The organism is Proteiniborus sp. (assembly GCF_040308045.1).
Taxonomy (GTDB): Bacteria; Bacillota; Clostridia; order Tissierellales; family Proteiniboraceae; genus Proteiniborus.
In genome coordinates, this window is record NZ_JAWRHZ010000051.1 from 1 (window position 1) to 13,327 (window position 13,327).

The 13,327-nt window shown below is 31.5% G+C and carries 19 protein-coding genes; 1 reads left to right on the plus strand and 18 read right to left on the minus strand.

Annotation, left to right across the window (positions count from 1 at the left end; all coding sequences use genetic code 11):
* Positions 1 to 130 precede the first annotated feature (130 nt).
* The 17 genes from ABV008_RS10230 to ABV008_RS16305 form a co-directional block, all read right to left on the minus strand.
* Positions 131 to 379 (minus strand): accessory gene regulator B family protein, encoded by a 249-nt coding sequence (locus ABV008_RS10230; RefSeq protein WP_352419724.1) that lies wholly within the window; start codon positions 377 to 379, stop codon positions 131 to 133.
* A gap of 153 nt (positions 380 to 532) precedes the next feature.
* Positions 533 to 790 (minus strand): hypothetical protein, encoded by a 258-nt coding sequence (locus ABV008_RS10235; RefSeq protein ID WP_352419725.1) that lies wholly within the window; start codon positions 788 to 790, stop codon positions 533 to 535.
* Entirely contained in the window at positions 777 to 1,187 is a 411-nt protein-coding gene (locus ABV008_RS10240; RefSeq protein WP_352419726.1) for a hypothetical protein, read from the minus strand. The genes ABV008_RS10235 and ABV008_RS10240 overlap by 14 nt, the downstream gene beginning before the upstream one ends.
* Positions 1,188 to 1,427: 240 nt before the next feature.
* Positions 1,428 to 1,799: a polymorphic toxin type 44 domain-containing protein gene (locus ABV008_RS10245; protein ID WP_352419727.1), complete on the minus strand. Its 372-nt coding sequence runs from the start codon at positions 1,797 to 1,799 to the stop codon at positions 1,428 to 1,430.
* The gene (locus ABV008_RS10250; protein ID WP_352419728.1) at positions 1,741 to 2,055 is read right to left on the minus strand and encodes a hypothetical protein; all 315 of its coding nucleotides are present in this window, start codon (positions 2,053 to 2,055) and stop codon (positions 1,741 to 1,743) included. Before ABV008_RS10250 ends, ABV008_RS10245 begins: the two co-directional genes overlap by 59 nt.
* Positions 2,056 to 2,355: 300 nt before the next feature.
* Positions 2,356 to 2,661 (minus strand): hypothetical protein, encoded by a 306-nt coding sequence (locus tag ABV008_RS10255; RefSeq protein WP_352419729.1) that lies wholly within the window; start codon positions 2,659 to 2,661, stop codon positions 2,356 to 2,358.
* Positions 2,658 to 3,119: a hypothetical protein gene (locus ABV008_RS10260; protein ID WP_352419730.1), complete on the minus strand. Its 462-nt coding sequence runs from the start codon at positions 3,117 to 3,119 to the stop codon at positions 2,658 to 2,660. The genes ABV008_RS10255 and ABV008_RS10260 overlap by 4 nt, the downstream gene beginning before the upstream one ends.
* Before the next feature lie 18 nt (positions 3,120 to 3,137).
* Positions 3,138 to 4,043: a C39 family peptidase gene (locus ABV008_RS10265; RefSeq protein WP_352419731.1), complete on the minus strand. Its 906-nt coding sequence runs from the start codon at positions 4,041 to 4,043 to the stop codon at positions 3,138 to 3,140.
* Positions 4,025 to 4,171 carry a hypothetical protein gene (locus ABV008_RS10270; protein ID WP_352419732.1) on the minus strand — a complete coding sequence of 49 codons (147 nt, stop codon included), beginning with the start codon at positions 4,169 to 4,171 and terminating at the stop codon, positions 4,025 to 4,027. Before ABV008_RS10270 ends, ABV008_RS10265 begins: the two co-directional genes overlap by 19 nt.
* Before the next feature lie 218 nt (positions 4,172 to 4,389).
* Positions 4,390 to 4,512: a cyclic lactone autoinducer peptide gene (locus ABV008_RS10275; protein ID WP_352419733.1), complete on the minus strand. Its 123-nt coding sequence runs from the start codon at positions 4,510 to 4,512 to the stop codon at positions 4,390 to 4,392.
* Between the two features lie 264 nt (positions 4,513 to 4,776).
* The gene (locus ABV008_RS10280; RefSeq protein ID WP_352419734.1) at positions 4,777 to 6,954 is read right to left on the minus strand and encodes a heavy metal translocating P-type ATPase; all 2,178 of its coding nucleotides are present in this window, start codon (positions 6,952 to 6,954) and stop codon (positions 4,777 to 4,779) included.
* Between the two features lie 180 nt (positions 6,955 to 7,134).
* Complete coding sequence (locus ABV008_RS10285; protein WP_352419735.1) at positions 7,135 to 7,593, minus strand: PTS sugar transporter subunit IIA; 459 nt, start codon at positions 7,591 to 7,593, stop codon at positions 7,135 to 7,137.
* Between the two features lie 35 nt (positions 7,594 to 7,628).
* Complete coding sequence (treR, locus tag ABV008_RS10290; RefSeq protein ID WP_352419736.1) at positions 7,629 to 8,342, minus strand: trehalose operon repressor; 714 nt, start codon at positions 8,340 to 8,342, stop codon at positions 7,629 to 7,631.
* Positions 8,343 to 8,374: 32 nt separating this feature from the next.
* The gene (treC, locus tag ABV008_RS10295; RefSeq protein WP_352419737.1) at positions 8,375 to 10,042 is read right to left on the minus strand and encodes an alpha,alpha-phosphotrehalase; all 1,668 of its coding nucleotides are present in this window, start codon (positions 10,040 to 10,042) and stop codon (positions 8,375 to 8,377) included.
* Between the two features lie 179 nt (positions 10,043 to 10,221).
* Positions 10,222 to 11,640 carry a PTS system trehalose-specific EIIBC component gene (gene treP, locus ABV008_RS10300; RefSeq protein ID WP_352419738.1) on the minus strand — a complete coding sequence of 473 codons (1,419 nt, stop codon included), beginning with the start codon at positions 11,638 to 11,640 and terminating at the stop codon, positions 10,222 to 10,224.
* A gap of 157 nt (positions 11,641 to 11,797) precedes the next feature.
* Positions 11,798 to 12,349: a phosphatase PAP2 family protein gene (locus tag ABV008_RS10305; protein WP_352419739.1), complete on the minus strand. Its 552-nt coding sequence runs from the start codon at positions 12,347 to 12,349 to the stop codon at positions 11,798 to 11,800.
* 207 nt (positions 12,350 to 12,556) lie between these two features.
* Complete coding sequence (locus tag ABV008_RS16305) at positions 12,557 to 12,673, minus strand: DUF6199 family natural product biosynthesis protein (protein ID WP_502929773.1); 117 nt, start codon at positions 12,671 to 12,673, stop codon at positions 12,557 to 12,559.
* Here ABV008_RS16305 and ABV008_RS10310 point away from each other — a divergent pair.
* Positions 12,668 to 13,102, plus strand: coding sequence for an AAA family ATPase (locus tag ABV008_RS10310; RefSeq protein ID WP_352419777.1), 435 nt, complete (start codon positions 12,668 to 12,670; stop codon positions 13,100 to 13,102). The two genes, ABV008_RS16305 and ABV008_RS10310, sit on opposite strands and share 6 nt — an antisense overlap.
* Before the next feature lie 66 nt (positions 13,103 to 13,168).
* Here ABV008_RS10310 and ABV008_RS10315 read toward each other — a convergent pair whose 3' ends face one another.
* Positions 13,169 to 13,282, minus strand: coding sequence for an RCKP-type rubredoxin-like domain-containing protein (locus ABV008_RS10315; RefSeq protein WP_352419740.1), 114 nt, complete (start codon positions 13,280 to 13,282; stop codon positions 13,169 to 13,171).
* Positions 13,283 to 13,327: the final 45 nt, after the last annotated feature.

The following is a 13,327-nucleotide window of genomic DNA, read 5'->3' on the forward strand; positions in this document are numbered from 1 at the left end:
TTTGAGTTCCCTTCGCCCTTGTTACTTTTGCTTAAGCATTTTCTTATTTTTGTCAAGGGTGGCGGGAGAACCTACTCAAAATTTGCTTTAAAAACACTATTTTTTGACCATTATTTTTTCATAGAACTTTTTACATTACCAAAAAGAATTTTAAATGTACTCCTCCAGCCTGAATCCTCAACATACTAAAAGCTATAATAAAAGTAATAGCCTCTTTTACAACTCCTAGTAACAATGCTATAATAAATAATCCTAGATATTTAATAATCGTTATTAATAGGATTTCAATTCCAAAAATATATAGCTCCATGTTATCCTCATCAATTACATTATTCCTTTTCATTTTCTTAACAATATAACAAGCCATTTGATTAATCATATTTCGTCTTCCTTAGATTTTAGTTTTATTGTAATTCAAAAGTATCATAATCAAACTTTAGAGACAACCCTTTTGGCATAAGTGGTCGTTTTAAAGGCATAAGTTGCAAAAAAACAGCCCAAGCTTTTTCAGTCTGAGCTGTATTTCTAGTATCTAATTTAATTCTTCATAACCCTCATTGAAATCAATACTGCTACACCTATATCTGCAAATACTGATTCCCACTAAGTCAACTATTATATTGGGATTAAACCATGAAAATAATTGTTCCTTATACGGTGTAGAAAAAATAGAAGCTATGAAAACATATTTGAAACCAAATGAATTATTTAGAAATCTGGCATTTACCGCGGTAACATCTAAAATGCTTGCCAAATATATTCTAAACCATATCCTGTTAATGGAATTCATAGGATAGTTCATGGTATGGGTCGTTCCCTTCAATTATTTGTAACTTCCAATGATATTGGACAATTTCTTCTTTTGATGTATAAAAAGTTTCTAGAGTTTCACCATTTGCATTATAAGTTATAACTACTATATATGGATCATTCATATCAAAAACTGGTTTATCTCTTTTTACAATTATTTGATTCCATTTAGTTGCTTTCTTTTTTATTTCACTTTCAGCATTGATATTAATACTTTTATGTGTTTCGGAATTATATATTGTTATTTGTGAAATATCATTTACGTTTTCAATAAGTGATTTAGTGTTATACTTTTCATAAATCTGATATGTCATAAATATAACCAAAATAACAAGTATGGTCACTATAATAATTATAGTCATTATTCTCTTTTTCATTCATTACCCCCCCATTTATTCAAATATAATAATTAACACAACTTTTCCTATTAGTTATATTTAAACAATAATCCATATTTCTGTTTATTAATAAAATAATATTAATGAAGGAGTATAATTCGGCAAACCTTAACAACTTTGTTTACCTAATTATACTCCTTTTCTAATTTATATGTTAATTAAAATATATGATTAATATTTGGGTTAGCATTCTTAGGGCATACTTTAATAGAATTCATGCTAGTTAAAGCTACCTGTATCGTACCAAAGAGCGCCTCTTCTTATAGCAGCTTGGTCGGTGGGAGCATCATAATAACTGTCGAAACTAAACTGAAACAAAGCTGCACCTCTTGATGTTAATATTTGTACAAGTCCTCCAGCCATGCATAATGTATTAGTAGAAAATCCACGACTACGCCCTACATATGCATAATGAATATTCCCAATATCTTCTCCTGTCAAAGCGTATTGCCTTCCATTCATAGTACACATTCTATAATTATTCCATCCTATTACTCTTTTATAATCCCATGGTTGTCCTTCTGCGACATTGCTAGCATGTTTGTAAAGCTGGCATAATATAAAGATTTGGATATCTAATAAGCAAATCAATTAAATCTTCTTCATATTCTTGTAAATATCTAACATTTGCCTTTCCTTCCAAATTAAAAGGCGGGGCTTCAGGATTATAGAACAGTCCATAATCATTATGTTGAATCACTAATTCTTCATTTAATTCAGAATCAGCCACACCCTTCATATCATAAAGGTCTTTCAAGCTGACGCCTTTGAAGTTAGCTAGTTCATCAACAGTTCTAAACTGAATTTTTTGTGTAGAATCGAAATATATATTCCCATATTTATACAATGCATTAATGTCTTTTAAGACTATAGAAAGCTTGTCTCATTCATTTTCAGGTACATCAATATTGTCATCAATATATATAACCCCATTATCTAAAGTGAAATAATCAGAAAAATAATTCAAGCCTGACCCCTGCATCCCCCTGCATCATGTATTTTGATATTACTCTCATTAGATTTTTGTGAGGTATATTATCAAAGAAGCCTTTGATATCACAGTCATATATGTGATTATATCCTGTTCCTAGATTCCATAAAATGATGCCCTAGGGTAAATACCCCACCCCTCTGCTTCACATAGATATTAAATTATCTGTGTTTCAACTACTTCTAAATAACCACAATTCATACATCTATAATACTCAACCTTCCATTTTTCAAGAATAATTCCCGCCTCATTTGTTACAGTAATGTATCTAACGTCAGTCCTTAAAAATCTACCTATAACACATTCCGGACAGGCTAATGAACGAACTTGTAAGTCTTCTTTTACTTTATCATTTAAGTATTCAGCATTATTTACGTTAAAGTCAAAATCTTCAGCACCAACTAAAGAAACTGTAGAAAGCATTAAGACTATACTTAATATACATACAATAACCTTTTTCATTTCGCACCTCCATTGTCATTTTTACTTTTGTTTAGCCATTCTAGTTCTTCATATTCCAAGTGTGGATATAGCTGCTTAAAAAAAGTTTCTACATTATTATTAACGCAATAAAATTTATTGTCATAACTGATTAGATTATTATTAACAACAACAAAATCATTTTCCTCACCATTCTTAAACTTAATCTTTAACATAAATATCCAGCCATTAATTCCTTCAGTTGAATAAGTCTCTACTTTTAATTTAGATATAAACTCAGCTATTTTTTTTATATCTTTTTCATCATTTACAACCTTATATCTAGGTGGCACGGGCAATGATACTAACTTTATGTATTTTATTTCTTCAAAGTTAATTGAAACGGATTTATTATTATTACTCAACAACTTATTGTGAACAACAATTAAAACAATTACACCAAAAATCAAAAAAGCAATAGAAAATGAAACTTTCTTCATAAATGTCACCTAAATAAATTAATCATCTAAATAAACTAATTTACCAATATTTGCAGGATCAATATTAATATCATTGTTCCCCCAACCATCATTAACGATTACAGTTACAATATCAGGCAAAATAATCTTGTCTACAATATTGTACCCATGCGCTACAACCCAATGTTCATTGTAAGTAGAATGATTATTTAAGTCAACAATAATTGGCCTATCTGAGTCTATTTTAGATTTTATTCTGCTTATACTATAAGAGTAAAGATTTGCTGGATTAATTATATTTTGATCATCTAAATAATCATTTAAGCCATTTTTTAACTCTTCTGGTGTATTTCCCATAGAAGTACCCTCTATATAAGGCACTAAATGATTTATTAACCCATTTTCATAGTCATATCTATCTGGGACATAGCTTTCATTGATATTATTATCATAATATTGGAGCAAAATAGCTGTTGCCACAGACCCACACCTTCCATCAGGATTATAATCATAAGTTTCTAATTTATGTGAAAGAACAATGGACTCCGTTTCTGTTCTGTATATTTCTTTATATTCCATCAAAGTATCTATCTTTTTCAGTTTTTCATTTATGCTTAATTTATCATTCATTTCGAGCCTACTTTTTATCTTAAATTCATCAATAGTACTAAGAACCATTCCACTTTTAGCATCTATAAGTTCTTCTCCAGATAATTCAAGATAATTAAGTGGACCATCGTAGTAAATCTTTTTCTTGGAATTTAAAAAAACATTAGAATTACGTAGGCTGTACTCAGGGATACTAAAGTCATATCTATTTATTATAATATAGCCTTTATCGTTAAGACTAAAGCATAGAAAAGCAGGATTTTCTTCACTATCATATAATTCAATAGGATCCTTAATATCAAAAATAACATTTTCTTTTAAAGATAGATATTCCATAATATATTTTTTTCAAGCTCGTACTGATAGGTGTTTTCATCTGTAGCGTAAACATTACTACCAAAAGTCAAAATAATAACTAAGAAACTCAAAACTATTGTTTTAATAGTATTTTCAAGATTTTTCATCATAGTATCCTCCTTATATTTAACCTTTAATGCTTCATCCCTATTTGGACCATTCAGTAGATTTTATTATTACTTAAATTAACACTTTAATCTCAAAATGGCATAGTAAAACAGTTTATGGTACTATTTTCAGTCTTATCTTACTCATAAACATAGTCTTCCTAAGTTTCATTGTATTCTTATACGTTTACCCCATTATATTTTACTTATCTTTCAAATTATGCCTTTTTAGGACATTTAGGCTGATACAAAATCCCTATACAGTTAATGTTTAGTCCTAAATTTGCAAATACCATAGCTACTACTGCCATACTACTTAATAATCTAGTTTTTGCTTTCATTTAGCTCACCTCCTTGACTTTTCTATTTATTGCATATGGCATCAAAGTAATTCCCTCACAGAGAAATCCTAATGATGCAATATTTCCATAAGTAATAAAAGAATCGTATGTTGCAAATGAAGGAACTAAAGATATGTATTGTAAATCAAAAATATCATAGTTAAACTATAGGGACAACTCTTTTGGCATAAGTGGTCATTTTAAAGGCATAAGTTGCATTAAAAAACAGCCTAAACTTTTTCAGTCTGAGCTGTTTCTCTATGCTTATTTAACTTTCATAACCCTCATTGAATTTAATACTGCTAATAATGCTACACCTACGTCTGCAAATACTGCTTCCCACATTGTGGCTACTCCGAAGGCTCCTAGGGCTAAGACTATGCCTTTGACTCCTAGGGCTAATATTATATTTTGAATGACTATTTTTTTAGTTTTTTGAGCTATGGATATTGCCTGTGAAAGCTTTAATGGTTCATCGGTCATCAGCACTACATCCGCTGCCTCTATGGCTGCATCTGAACCAAGTCCTCCCATGGCTACTCCTATATCTGCCCTTGCTAGAACTGGTGCATCATTGATACCGTCTCCTACGAATACTAGCTTGCCTTTATTACCTTTTTCTTTAGCTATTTTCTCTAGTACATTTACTTTGTCTTCAGGTAATAGCTCTGAATAGTATTCGTCAAGGTTAAGCTCTGTTGCCACTTGTTTTGCAACATTATCTAAGTCCCCTGTTAGCATCACAAGCTTTTTAACTCCTTGATTTCTTAGAGCTTCCATAGCTTTTACAGAATCATCTTTTAGCATATCTGAGATAATTATACTTCCTGCAAATCTTCCATCTATGTCTATATAAACTATAGTTCCTGATTTGCTAACCTGAGTAGCTTTTATACCTTCTCTTTCTAGCAGCTTTAGATTTCCTGCTAATACAACACTACCACTTACATTAGCTTTTATACCATGTCCTGATATTTCTTCATAGTTTTCGATTACACTTTCGTCTATTTTCCCATTAAACTCTTCGATAATGGATTTTGCAATTGGATGGTTTGAGTGAGTCTCTGCAAAAGCAGCTGCTCTTAAAACCTCTTCTTTTGAAAATCCATTCTCCTCATTTATCTCTGATACCTTAAATACTCCCTGAGTCAAGGTCCCAGTCTTATCAAATACAATAGTATCTACCTGATTTAACGCCTCTAGATAGTTTCCACCCTTAATAAGTATCCCTGATTTAGAAGCTCCACCTATTCCTCCAAAGAATCCTAGCGGAATTGATATAACTAAGGCACATGGACAGGATATTACTAAGAATATTAAGGCTCTATAGAGCCATTCTGAAAATGGGTCGCCAGTAAATATTGGAGGTATAACAGCTACTAGAGCAGCCCCAATAACTACTGCTGGAGTATAGTATCTAGCAAACTTTGTGATAAAGTTCTCAGTCGGTGCCTTCTTGCTGCTAGCATTTTGCACTAAATCTAATATTCTAGAAACTGTGGATTCATTAAATTTCTTCTTTACCTCTACAGTTAGTAATCCACTGTTATTAACAAATCCACTTAGTATATCCTCGCCTGTTTTTATTTTTCTAGGCACTGATTCTCCTGTAAGTGCAGAGGTATCAACCATTGATTCCCCTTCGATTACTACCCCATCTAGTGGTACTCTCTCTCCCGGTTTAATTACTATATAGTCCCCAACATTTATTGTCTCTGGTCTTACAACTACTAAGCTTTCATCAGTTTTTAGATTAGCATAATCTGGTCTAATATTTAAAAGTGAGCTAATAGATTTTCTTGAACGCTCAATCGCCATATCCTGAAACATCTCACCTATTTGATAAAATAGCATTACTGATACTGCCTCTGGATATTCCTTAACAGCAAATGCTCCAACTGTTGCAAGAGCCATTAAAAAGTTTTCATCAAATACTTGACCTCTCATAATATTTCTAATTGCTCTAAGAAGCACATCTCCACCTATTAGGAAATAGCTTATTATGAATAAAGGTAATTGTATACTTATACTTCTGTCAAAAATAAAGGCAGCTATAAAAAAGATTATTCCTATCCCAAGCTTTATTGTTTTTTTATTTAGTAGACCGTGCTCACCTTCACCATGACTATGTCCATGACTATGGTCATGAGAGTGACCTGCACAGCATTCGCTTTTACTGTGATGATGACCATGTATTGCTAATTTCTTGGAATCATTTTGAGTTTTAACAATTACGTCAGGCTCCAATGTATTTACAATCTTTTTAATCTTGCCTAAAATCAAATCAAAGCCATGCTCTTCATAATATTCAATAGACATAATCTTAGTGGCGAAGCTAAAGCTTGCACTTTCTATTTCTTCCATGTTATTTACTTTGTTTTCTATCTTAGCAGCGCAATTAGCGCAGTTTAAGCCTTCTAATACAATATCTCTCCTGATCATTTTGCTTTCCCCCTTATTCTGTTATGTATCTAATCCTAGTATATGCAAACATATGAACGACTGTTCATATGTTCATCTGATTATAGTATACTACCAGCATGATTTAATGTCAATAAAAAAGCCCTCTTAAGTAATGAAAAACAATACTTAAAAAGAGCTTTATTTATACATGCTATTTAATTATTTAATATCTATTATTAGTTCTCCTCTATCAACTTTACCTTCTTTAATTAATCTAACATTCTTATTCACTAAATTAGTGATAACTATCGGTGTTACTAGAGAAGGGACTTTGTCTTTTATTTTTTCTATATCAATTTCAAGTAGCTTATCCCCTACTTTAACCTTGTCTCCTACATCAACTAAAGCTGTGAGACCCTCTCCATTTAAAGATACTGTATCCATGCCAACATGAATAATAATTTCGTATCCTTTTTGTGATTTAATTCCTATCATATGCTTAGTTGGAAATACAGTAGCAATTATTCCATTTACAGGTGACACTACTATGCCTTCCTCAGGCTCTATACAACATCCATCTCCCATAATTTTTTGTGAAAACACTTTATCAGGTGCTTCTTCTATCGGTTTAACAATACCTTTTATGGGAGAATAGATTTTTTCTTTGCTAAAAAACACTATAAGCCCTCCTTTTATATATATAATAGTATATTTTAATAGCTTCTCCTTGCAAAGTCAACAAATCTGAATTTGTCTGTTCTATGTCTTGATTCGGTGTATTGAAATAGAGTTGCATCACTTAGGTATACATAGTTTTTTACTACTACTACCATATTGCAACTATCTAAATCCAAGTGTTTTTTATCTTCTTTAGTAGCTTTTTCTACTGTGATTTCTTTTTTTGCAAAACTGATTTGTAATCCCAATGTATTCTCAATATGTTCATATATAGAATCCAAGCAAATTTCTTCAGTTAATGTTGGTACAATCTTTTTATTTATAAAATCCTTATCAAGAATTATATTTTCGTTTTCAATTTTCCTTACTCTTATTACCTTCCAAACTTCGTCATTTTTAGATACATGTAGCTGCTCTGCTAACATTTCATCTGGTTTAATTAGTTGTAATGTAACAAGAACAGTCTCAGGCTTCTTTTCCATTTTCTGAGCTAATTCTTTAAAACTAACTAACCCTGATACTGGAAAATCAAATTTATTAATGTCTAAAACTATGGAGCCTTTACCTTTAATCTTTTGTATATAGCCATTCTTAGCTAACAAATCTAATGCCTTTCGTATTGTGTCCCTAGAAACATCATATCTCTGCATAAGCTCATTTTCAGAAGGAAGCTTTGATCTAGGAATTAATTCACCCTTTTCAATTTCAGCTGCCATTTCATTATAGATATTTATATATTTTATATTCACAATACATCACCATTAATATTTTACCATCATTTTCATTTTCTCACAAGATGATATACAATTGATTCATAGGGTCTTAGTCTAATTCTCCTATACTCCTTAGGAGAATCTTTATAATTTGAAATTAATATATTACTAATATAATTCTCAAAGTTTGACTTTGAAGTAAGTTCAAACAATGTTTCTTTTCCATAGAAATTACTTATTACTAACATCTTTTCATCTTCATAGCTTCTCACGTAAACAAAAATATCCTCGTGATCCTTTGAAATAAATTGAATATCTCCATAGGCAATAATGTCATATTCTTTTCTTAATTCAATAAGCCTTTTATAATGCCAAAGTATAGAATCCGTATCTCTTAATGCATTTTCTGCATTTAATTTTTCATAATTTGATGCTAAATTAATCCATGGTTTACCTATAGTAAATCCAGCATTTGTTTTAGAATTCCATTGCATAGGTGTTCTAGAATTATCTCTAGATTTTCTTTTAATAATGTTAAGAATATCTTTTTCGTCTATTCCTTTTTCTTTTTTAATTTCATAAATATTTAGAGTTTCTACATCACGATAATCTGATATATGGTCAAAGTTTGGATCCGTCATTCCTATTTCTTCACCTTGATAAATATAGGGTGTACCTCTCATCATATGCAAGGTTGTAGCTAACATTTTAGCAGATTCACTATGATAATTTTTGTCATCTCCGAAACGTGAAACAATGCGTGGCTGATCATGATTGCACCAAAACAGTGCATTCCAGCCATTTCCTTTTTGCATTCCTACCTGCCAATGCTCAAAAATGTCCTTTAACTCTTTGAAGTCAAAGTCCATTAAGGTCCATTTATCTCCATTCTCATAATCTACTTTCAGATGATGAAAGTTAAAAACCATTGAAAGTTCCTCTTCATCTGGATTCGAGTATCTAATACAATTATCAAGATTTGTAGATGACATTTCTCCAACTGTTACCATGTCTTCATGCTTGCCAAATGTTTCTTTACTAAGCTCTTTCAAGTATTGATGAATTTTAGGACCATCTGTATAAAATCTACGTCCATCTCCTTCATAATCATCTTCATATTTGAAAGGTTTTGAAATTAAATTTATGACATCTAATCGAAATCCCTTAACACCTTTTTCTATCCAAAAATTTAAGATTTTAAATATCTCTTTTCTAACTTCTTCGTTTTCCCAATTTAAATCAGCTTGTGTTACATCAAATAAATGTAGGTAATACTCATCAAGCGCCTCTACATATTCCCAAGCTGAACCACCAAATTTGGACTCCCAGTTAGTTGGTTCCTTTCCTTCTTTAGAACTCTTAAAAATATAGTAATTCTTATATTTTTCATTTCCAGATAAGGCTTTCTTAAACCATTTATGTTCTGTAGAAGTATGATTAAATACCATGTCTAGCATAATATGAATTCCACGATTACTTGCCTCTTTAATCAATTCTTCGAAATCCTTCATTGTTCCAAAACGAGGATCTATGCTGTAGTAATCAGAAATATCATAGCCATTGTCTCTTTGGGGTGATACGTATATTGGAGTTATCCATATATAGTCCACACCTAAAGTCTTTAGATAGTCTAGTTTTTCTGTTACACCATTTAAATCTCCTATTCCATCTCCATCGGTATCATTAAATGATTTAAGATATATTTGATAAATTACACTCTTTTTAAAATCCTTCATAAGCCTTCTCCTTCTAGTAAATGATTGAAAAAGGGAAAAGTAGACCCTTTGTGAGTAGATCCTTCGTTAGTAAGGCTTATACTGCCCGTCTCAGGATGACAGAAAACGTGTCAGCTTATACTGCCTGTCTTAGGGTGACAGTTTTCATACAGGTCTACAATCCCCTCCTTAAATTAATCCTATGCTTTTTTAGTACCTATCTTAGTTTTTGACAGTACAATAGTTAATCCAAACGGTACTACAATTGCAATTATCATAGCTATGGCAAATTTAAACATATGTTGGGGTTGAATTGATAAAATTCCTGGTAACCCTCCAACGCCTATTGAGTTAGCCATAACTCCTGTACCTACTGAGAAAATAGCTGCAATTGCAGACCCAATCATAGCTGCTAAAAATGGATATACATATTTTAAATTAATTCCAAACATTGCAGGCTCAGTTACTCCTAAATAACAAGAGATTGTAGCTGGAATAGATATTTGTTTTTCCTCTTCGTTTTTTCTATTAAGATATATGATTGCTAATACTGCAGAACCTTGAGCTATATTAGATAATGCTATCATTGGCCATAGGTTAGTTCCCCCAAATTCACTCATTAGCTGTAGGTCAATAGCATTTGTCATATGATGTAATCCCGTAATAACTAATGGTGCATAAGCAAAGCCAAATATTGCTGCAAATAACCAACCTACTACTGAAGTTAGTCCTGCATAAACAACATCGGATATAAATGAACCAATTGCCCAGCCTATAGGACCTAATATTGTATGCGCTATTAGAACTGTTGGAACTAATGCAAAGAAAGGAACAACTATCATTGAAATATATGCTGGAACAATTTTACGTAGCTTAAGCTCTATAGTAGAAAGTAAAAATCCTGCTAGCATTGCTGGTATAACCTGTGCTTGATAACCAATCATTTTAATCTGAGCGAAGCCGAAGTCCCATACTGGAGCCTCTGCACCACCTGCAACACCATAGGCATTTAATAACTGTGGTGAAACTAATGTGATACCTAATACAATACCTAATATTGGAGTAGCTCCCATCTTTCTAGCTATAGACCATGTGATACCTACAGGTAGGAAATGAAATATTGCTTCTCCTATTAACCATAAGAAATGATGAGTCCCTGCCCAGAATTGAGATACCTCTGTTAGTGCTTTGGTACCGTTTTCCAACATCTTAATATCTCCAATTACATTACGAAAACCTAGTATAAGACCTCCGACTACTATAGCTGGTATTAATGGTGCAAAAATTTCAGCTAAATGAGAAATAAATACTTGTAATAAGTTCATGTTTTTTCTTGCAGCTACTTTGGCAGTATCCTTACTAACTCCTTCTACTCCTGCTATTTTTACGAATTCATTATAAAAAGTAGCTACTTCGTTTCCAATAATAACTTGGAATTGCCCTGCCTGAGTGAAAGTTCCTTTTACAGCTTCAATCTCTTCAATTCTCCTAATATCTGCTTTTTTCGGGTCAATAAGTACAAATCTTAAGCGTGTTGCACAGTGTGATACTGCTGAGATGTTCTCCTTTCCTCCTATGTGCTCTAATAATTGCTGAGCATCACTGGATACCTTAATCATTATTAAACCCCCTTTATATTTTCTACTTGTACGTACAAGTTTCTGTCGATTTAATGGTATCATGTACGTACATGTCTTGTCAATGACTTTTTTGAAAATTCTTACCATTTCTTTGCTACAAAATAATACAAAAAGGAGCATTATATTAATAATGCTCCTAAATAGATACTCTAAACATATGATTTATGAAATATGAATGTGTTATTATGGAGGATGCAACGCCTAAAATAATTCCAACTATTACATCAGAAGGATAATGTACAGCTAAATATATCCTGGAAATCCCAACTAAAAATGCTAGTGCAATAAAAATAAACATGAACTGTGGTAAATAATACGTAAGTATTGTAGCCATGGAAAAACTAGCTGTTGTATGACCTGAAGGAAAAGAATAGTCTTTTAAAACTATATCAAATGTTCTTATATTATCTAAAATATTATATGGTCTTTCTCTAGAAAGGATTCTTTTCAATAATTGAACAAAAACCTGACTAAAAGATAATGATGCTAGCAACTCAATGCCTAATGGTCTAGTTCTGCCAATATTAATTACTATTAATATAAGGGGCATAATCCCCGAGAATATTAATCCTCCTAATTCAGTTATCCTAGGCATTATCAAATCTAATAGCTTACAACTCATTCTAGTGTTACACATATGAAAAATTCTGCTATCACCAAAAATCAGAAATTTCTTTAAATATTTCATCGCAACCTTCCTTTTATGAAAATAATTATGTACTACCATTATAGACAGCTTTCGCCTTTTTGTAAAATGTTTTTCAGTTTTGTTCACTTTATAGTACTCTACTCTACAATACATTTATTGCAATTTACTGTTTTATATACTTAATATTTAAGACGCATAAAAAAAATAAATTACTGCATGAAAAAATAAAATTTATAAGAATATTATTTAGTGCTTTATAAAAATAATTATTAGAATAAATGTAATAAATATAACTCCTATTATTGATGAAAATCTAATAAATTTTATGTAATCTTCACTAGGCTCAACATCACCATTATACATCAAAGATTTAATTTAGATAAAAGAGCAGATGAAACTGTAGAAAAATATTCAACAGGTATGAAACAAAGAGTAGCTCTTGCAAAGGCCTTGGTAGCAGAACCATCTATAGTAATACTTGACGAGCCAACTTCAGGACTAGACCCTCAGTCTGCTAGAAATCTAAGAGAGCTTATATTGGAAATAAAAGAAGAAGGAAGAACTATTCTTTTGACTACCCACTATAAAGCAGATATATTGGCTCTAATAATATTTGGGATTGTTTTAATGTCAGCAGGAATATTAGCATTCTTATTTACTCAAAAAAAGAATTATGCTAGGAACAAATACACTGCTTCATATTCATATAGAACAACTGATACTTGCAGGGTTTATGATTGTAGGTATAATACTTGGCCGCTATATATTAAAAAAAGTCGAAAAATATTGTAAAACAATTGGAAATATAGGCTTTCATTAAAGAAAAAGCGGAACTTCCCCCCGCTTTTTCTTTATATCCTACTTCTCTTCTTTTTCAAATTTTTCTTTTGGTGCCCCGCATTTAGGACATTCTTTTGGTCTGCATCTGCCTTCCTTTGTTTCTCCACATACTGTACATTTCCAAACTGCCATTTAATTCACCTCCATAGATTCCTCACTCTGTTCGGAATGACATAT

Coding starts and splice junctions, on each gene's coding strand:
- ABV008_RS10240 (WP_352419726.1), bottom strand. CDS start 1,187: ATGAAAAAGAGAATAATGACTATAATTATTATAGTGACCATACTTGTT.
- treP (WP_352419738.1), bottom strand. CDS start 11,640: ATGATTAAGGTATCCAGTGATGCTCAGCAATTATTAGAGCACATAGGA.
- ABV008_RS10255 (WP_352419729.1), bottom strand. CDS start 2,661: ATGAAAAAGGTTATTGTATGTATATTAAGTATAGTCTTAATGCTTTCT.
- ABV008_RS10275 (WP_352419733.1), bottom strand. CDS start 4,512: ATGAAAGCAAAAACTAGATTATTAAGTAGTATGGCAGTAGTAGCTATG.
- ABV008_RS10235 (WP_352419725.1), bottom strand. CDS start 790: ATGAATTCCATTAACAGGATATGGTTTAGAATATATTTGGCAAGCATT.
- ABV008_RS10270 (WP_352419732.1), bottom strand. CDS start 4,171: ATGAAAAATCTTGAAAATACTATTAAAACAATAGTTTTGAGTTTCTTA.
- ABV008_RS10265 (WP_352419731.1), bottom strand. CDS start 4,043: ATGGAATATCTATCTTTAAAAGAAAATGTTATTTTTGATATTAAGGAT.
- ABV008_RS10305 (WP_352419739.1), bottom strand. CDS start 12,349: ATGAAATATTTAAAGAAATTTCTGATTTTTGGTGATAGCAGAATTTTT.
- ABV008_RS10315 (WP_352419740.1), bottom strand. CDS start 13,282: ATGGCAGTTTGGAAATGTACAGTATGTGGAGAAACAAAGGAAGGCAGA.
- ABV008_RS10280 (WP_352419734.1), bottom strand. CDS start 6,954: ATGATCAGGAGAGATATTGTATTAGAAGGCTTAAACTGCGCTAATTGC.
- ABV008_RS16305 (WP_502929773.1), bottom strand. CDS start 12,673: ATGTATAATGGTGATGTTGAGCCTAGTGAAGATTACATAAAATTTATT.
- ABV008_RS10260 (WP_352419730.1), bottom strand. CDS start 3,119: ATGAAGAAAGTTTCATTTTCTATTGCTTTTTTGATTTTTGGTGTAATT.
- treC (WP_352419737.1), bottom strand. CDS start 10,042: ATGAAGGATTTTAAAAAGAGTGTAATTTATCAAATATATCTTAAATCA.
- ABV008_RS10230 (WP_352419724.1), bottom strand. CDS start 379: ATGATTAATCAAATGGCTTGTTATATTGTTAAGAAAATGAAAAGGAAT.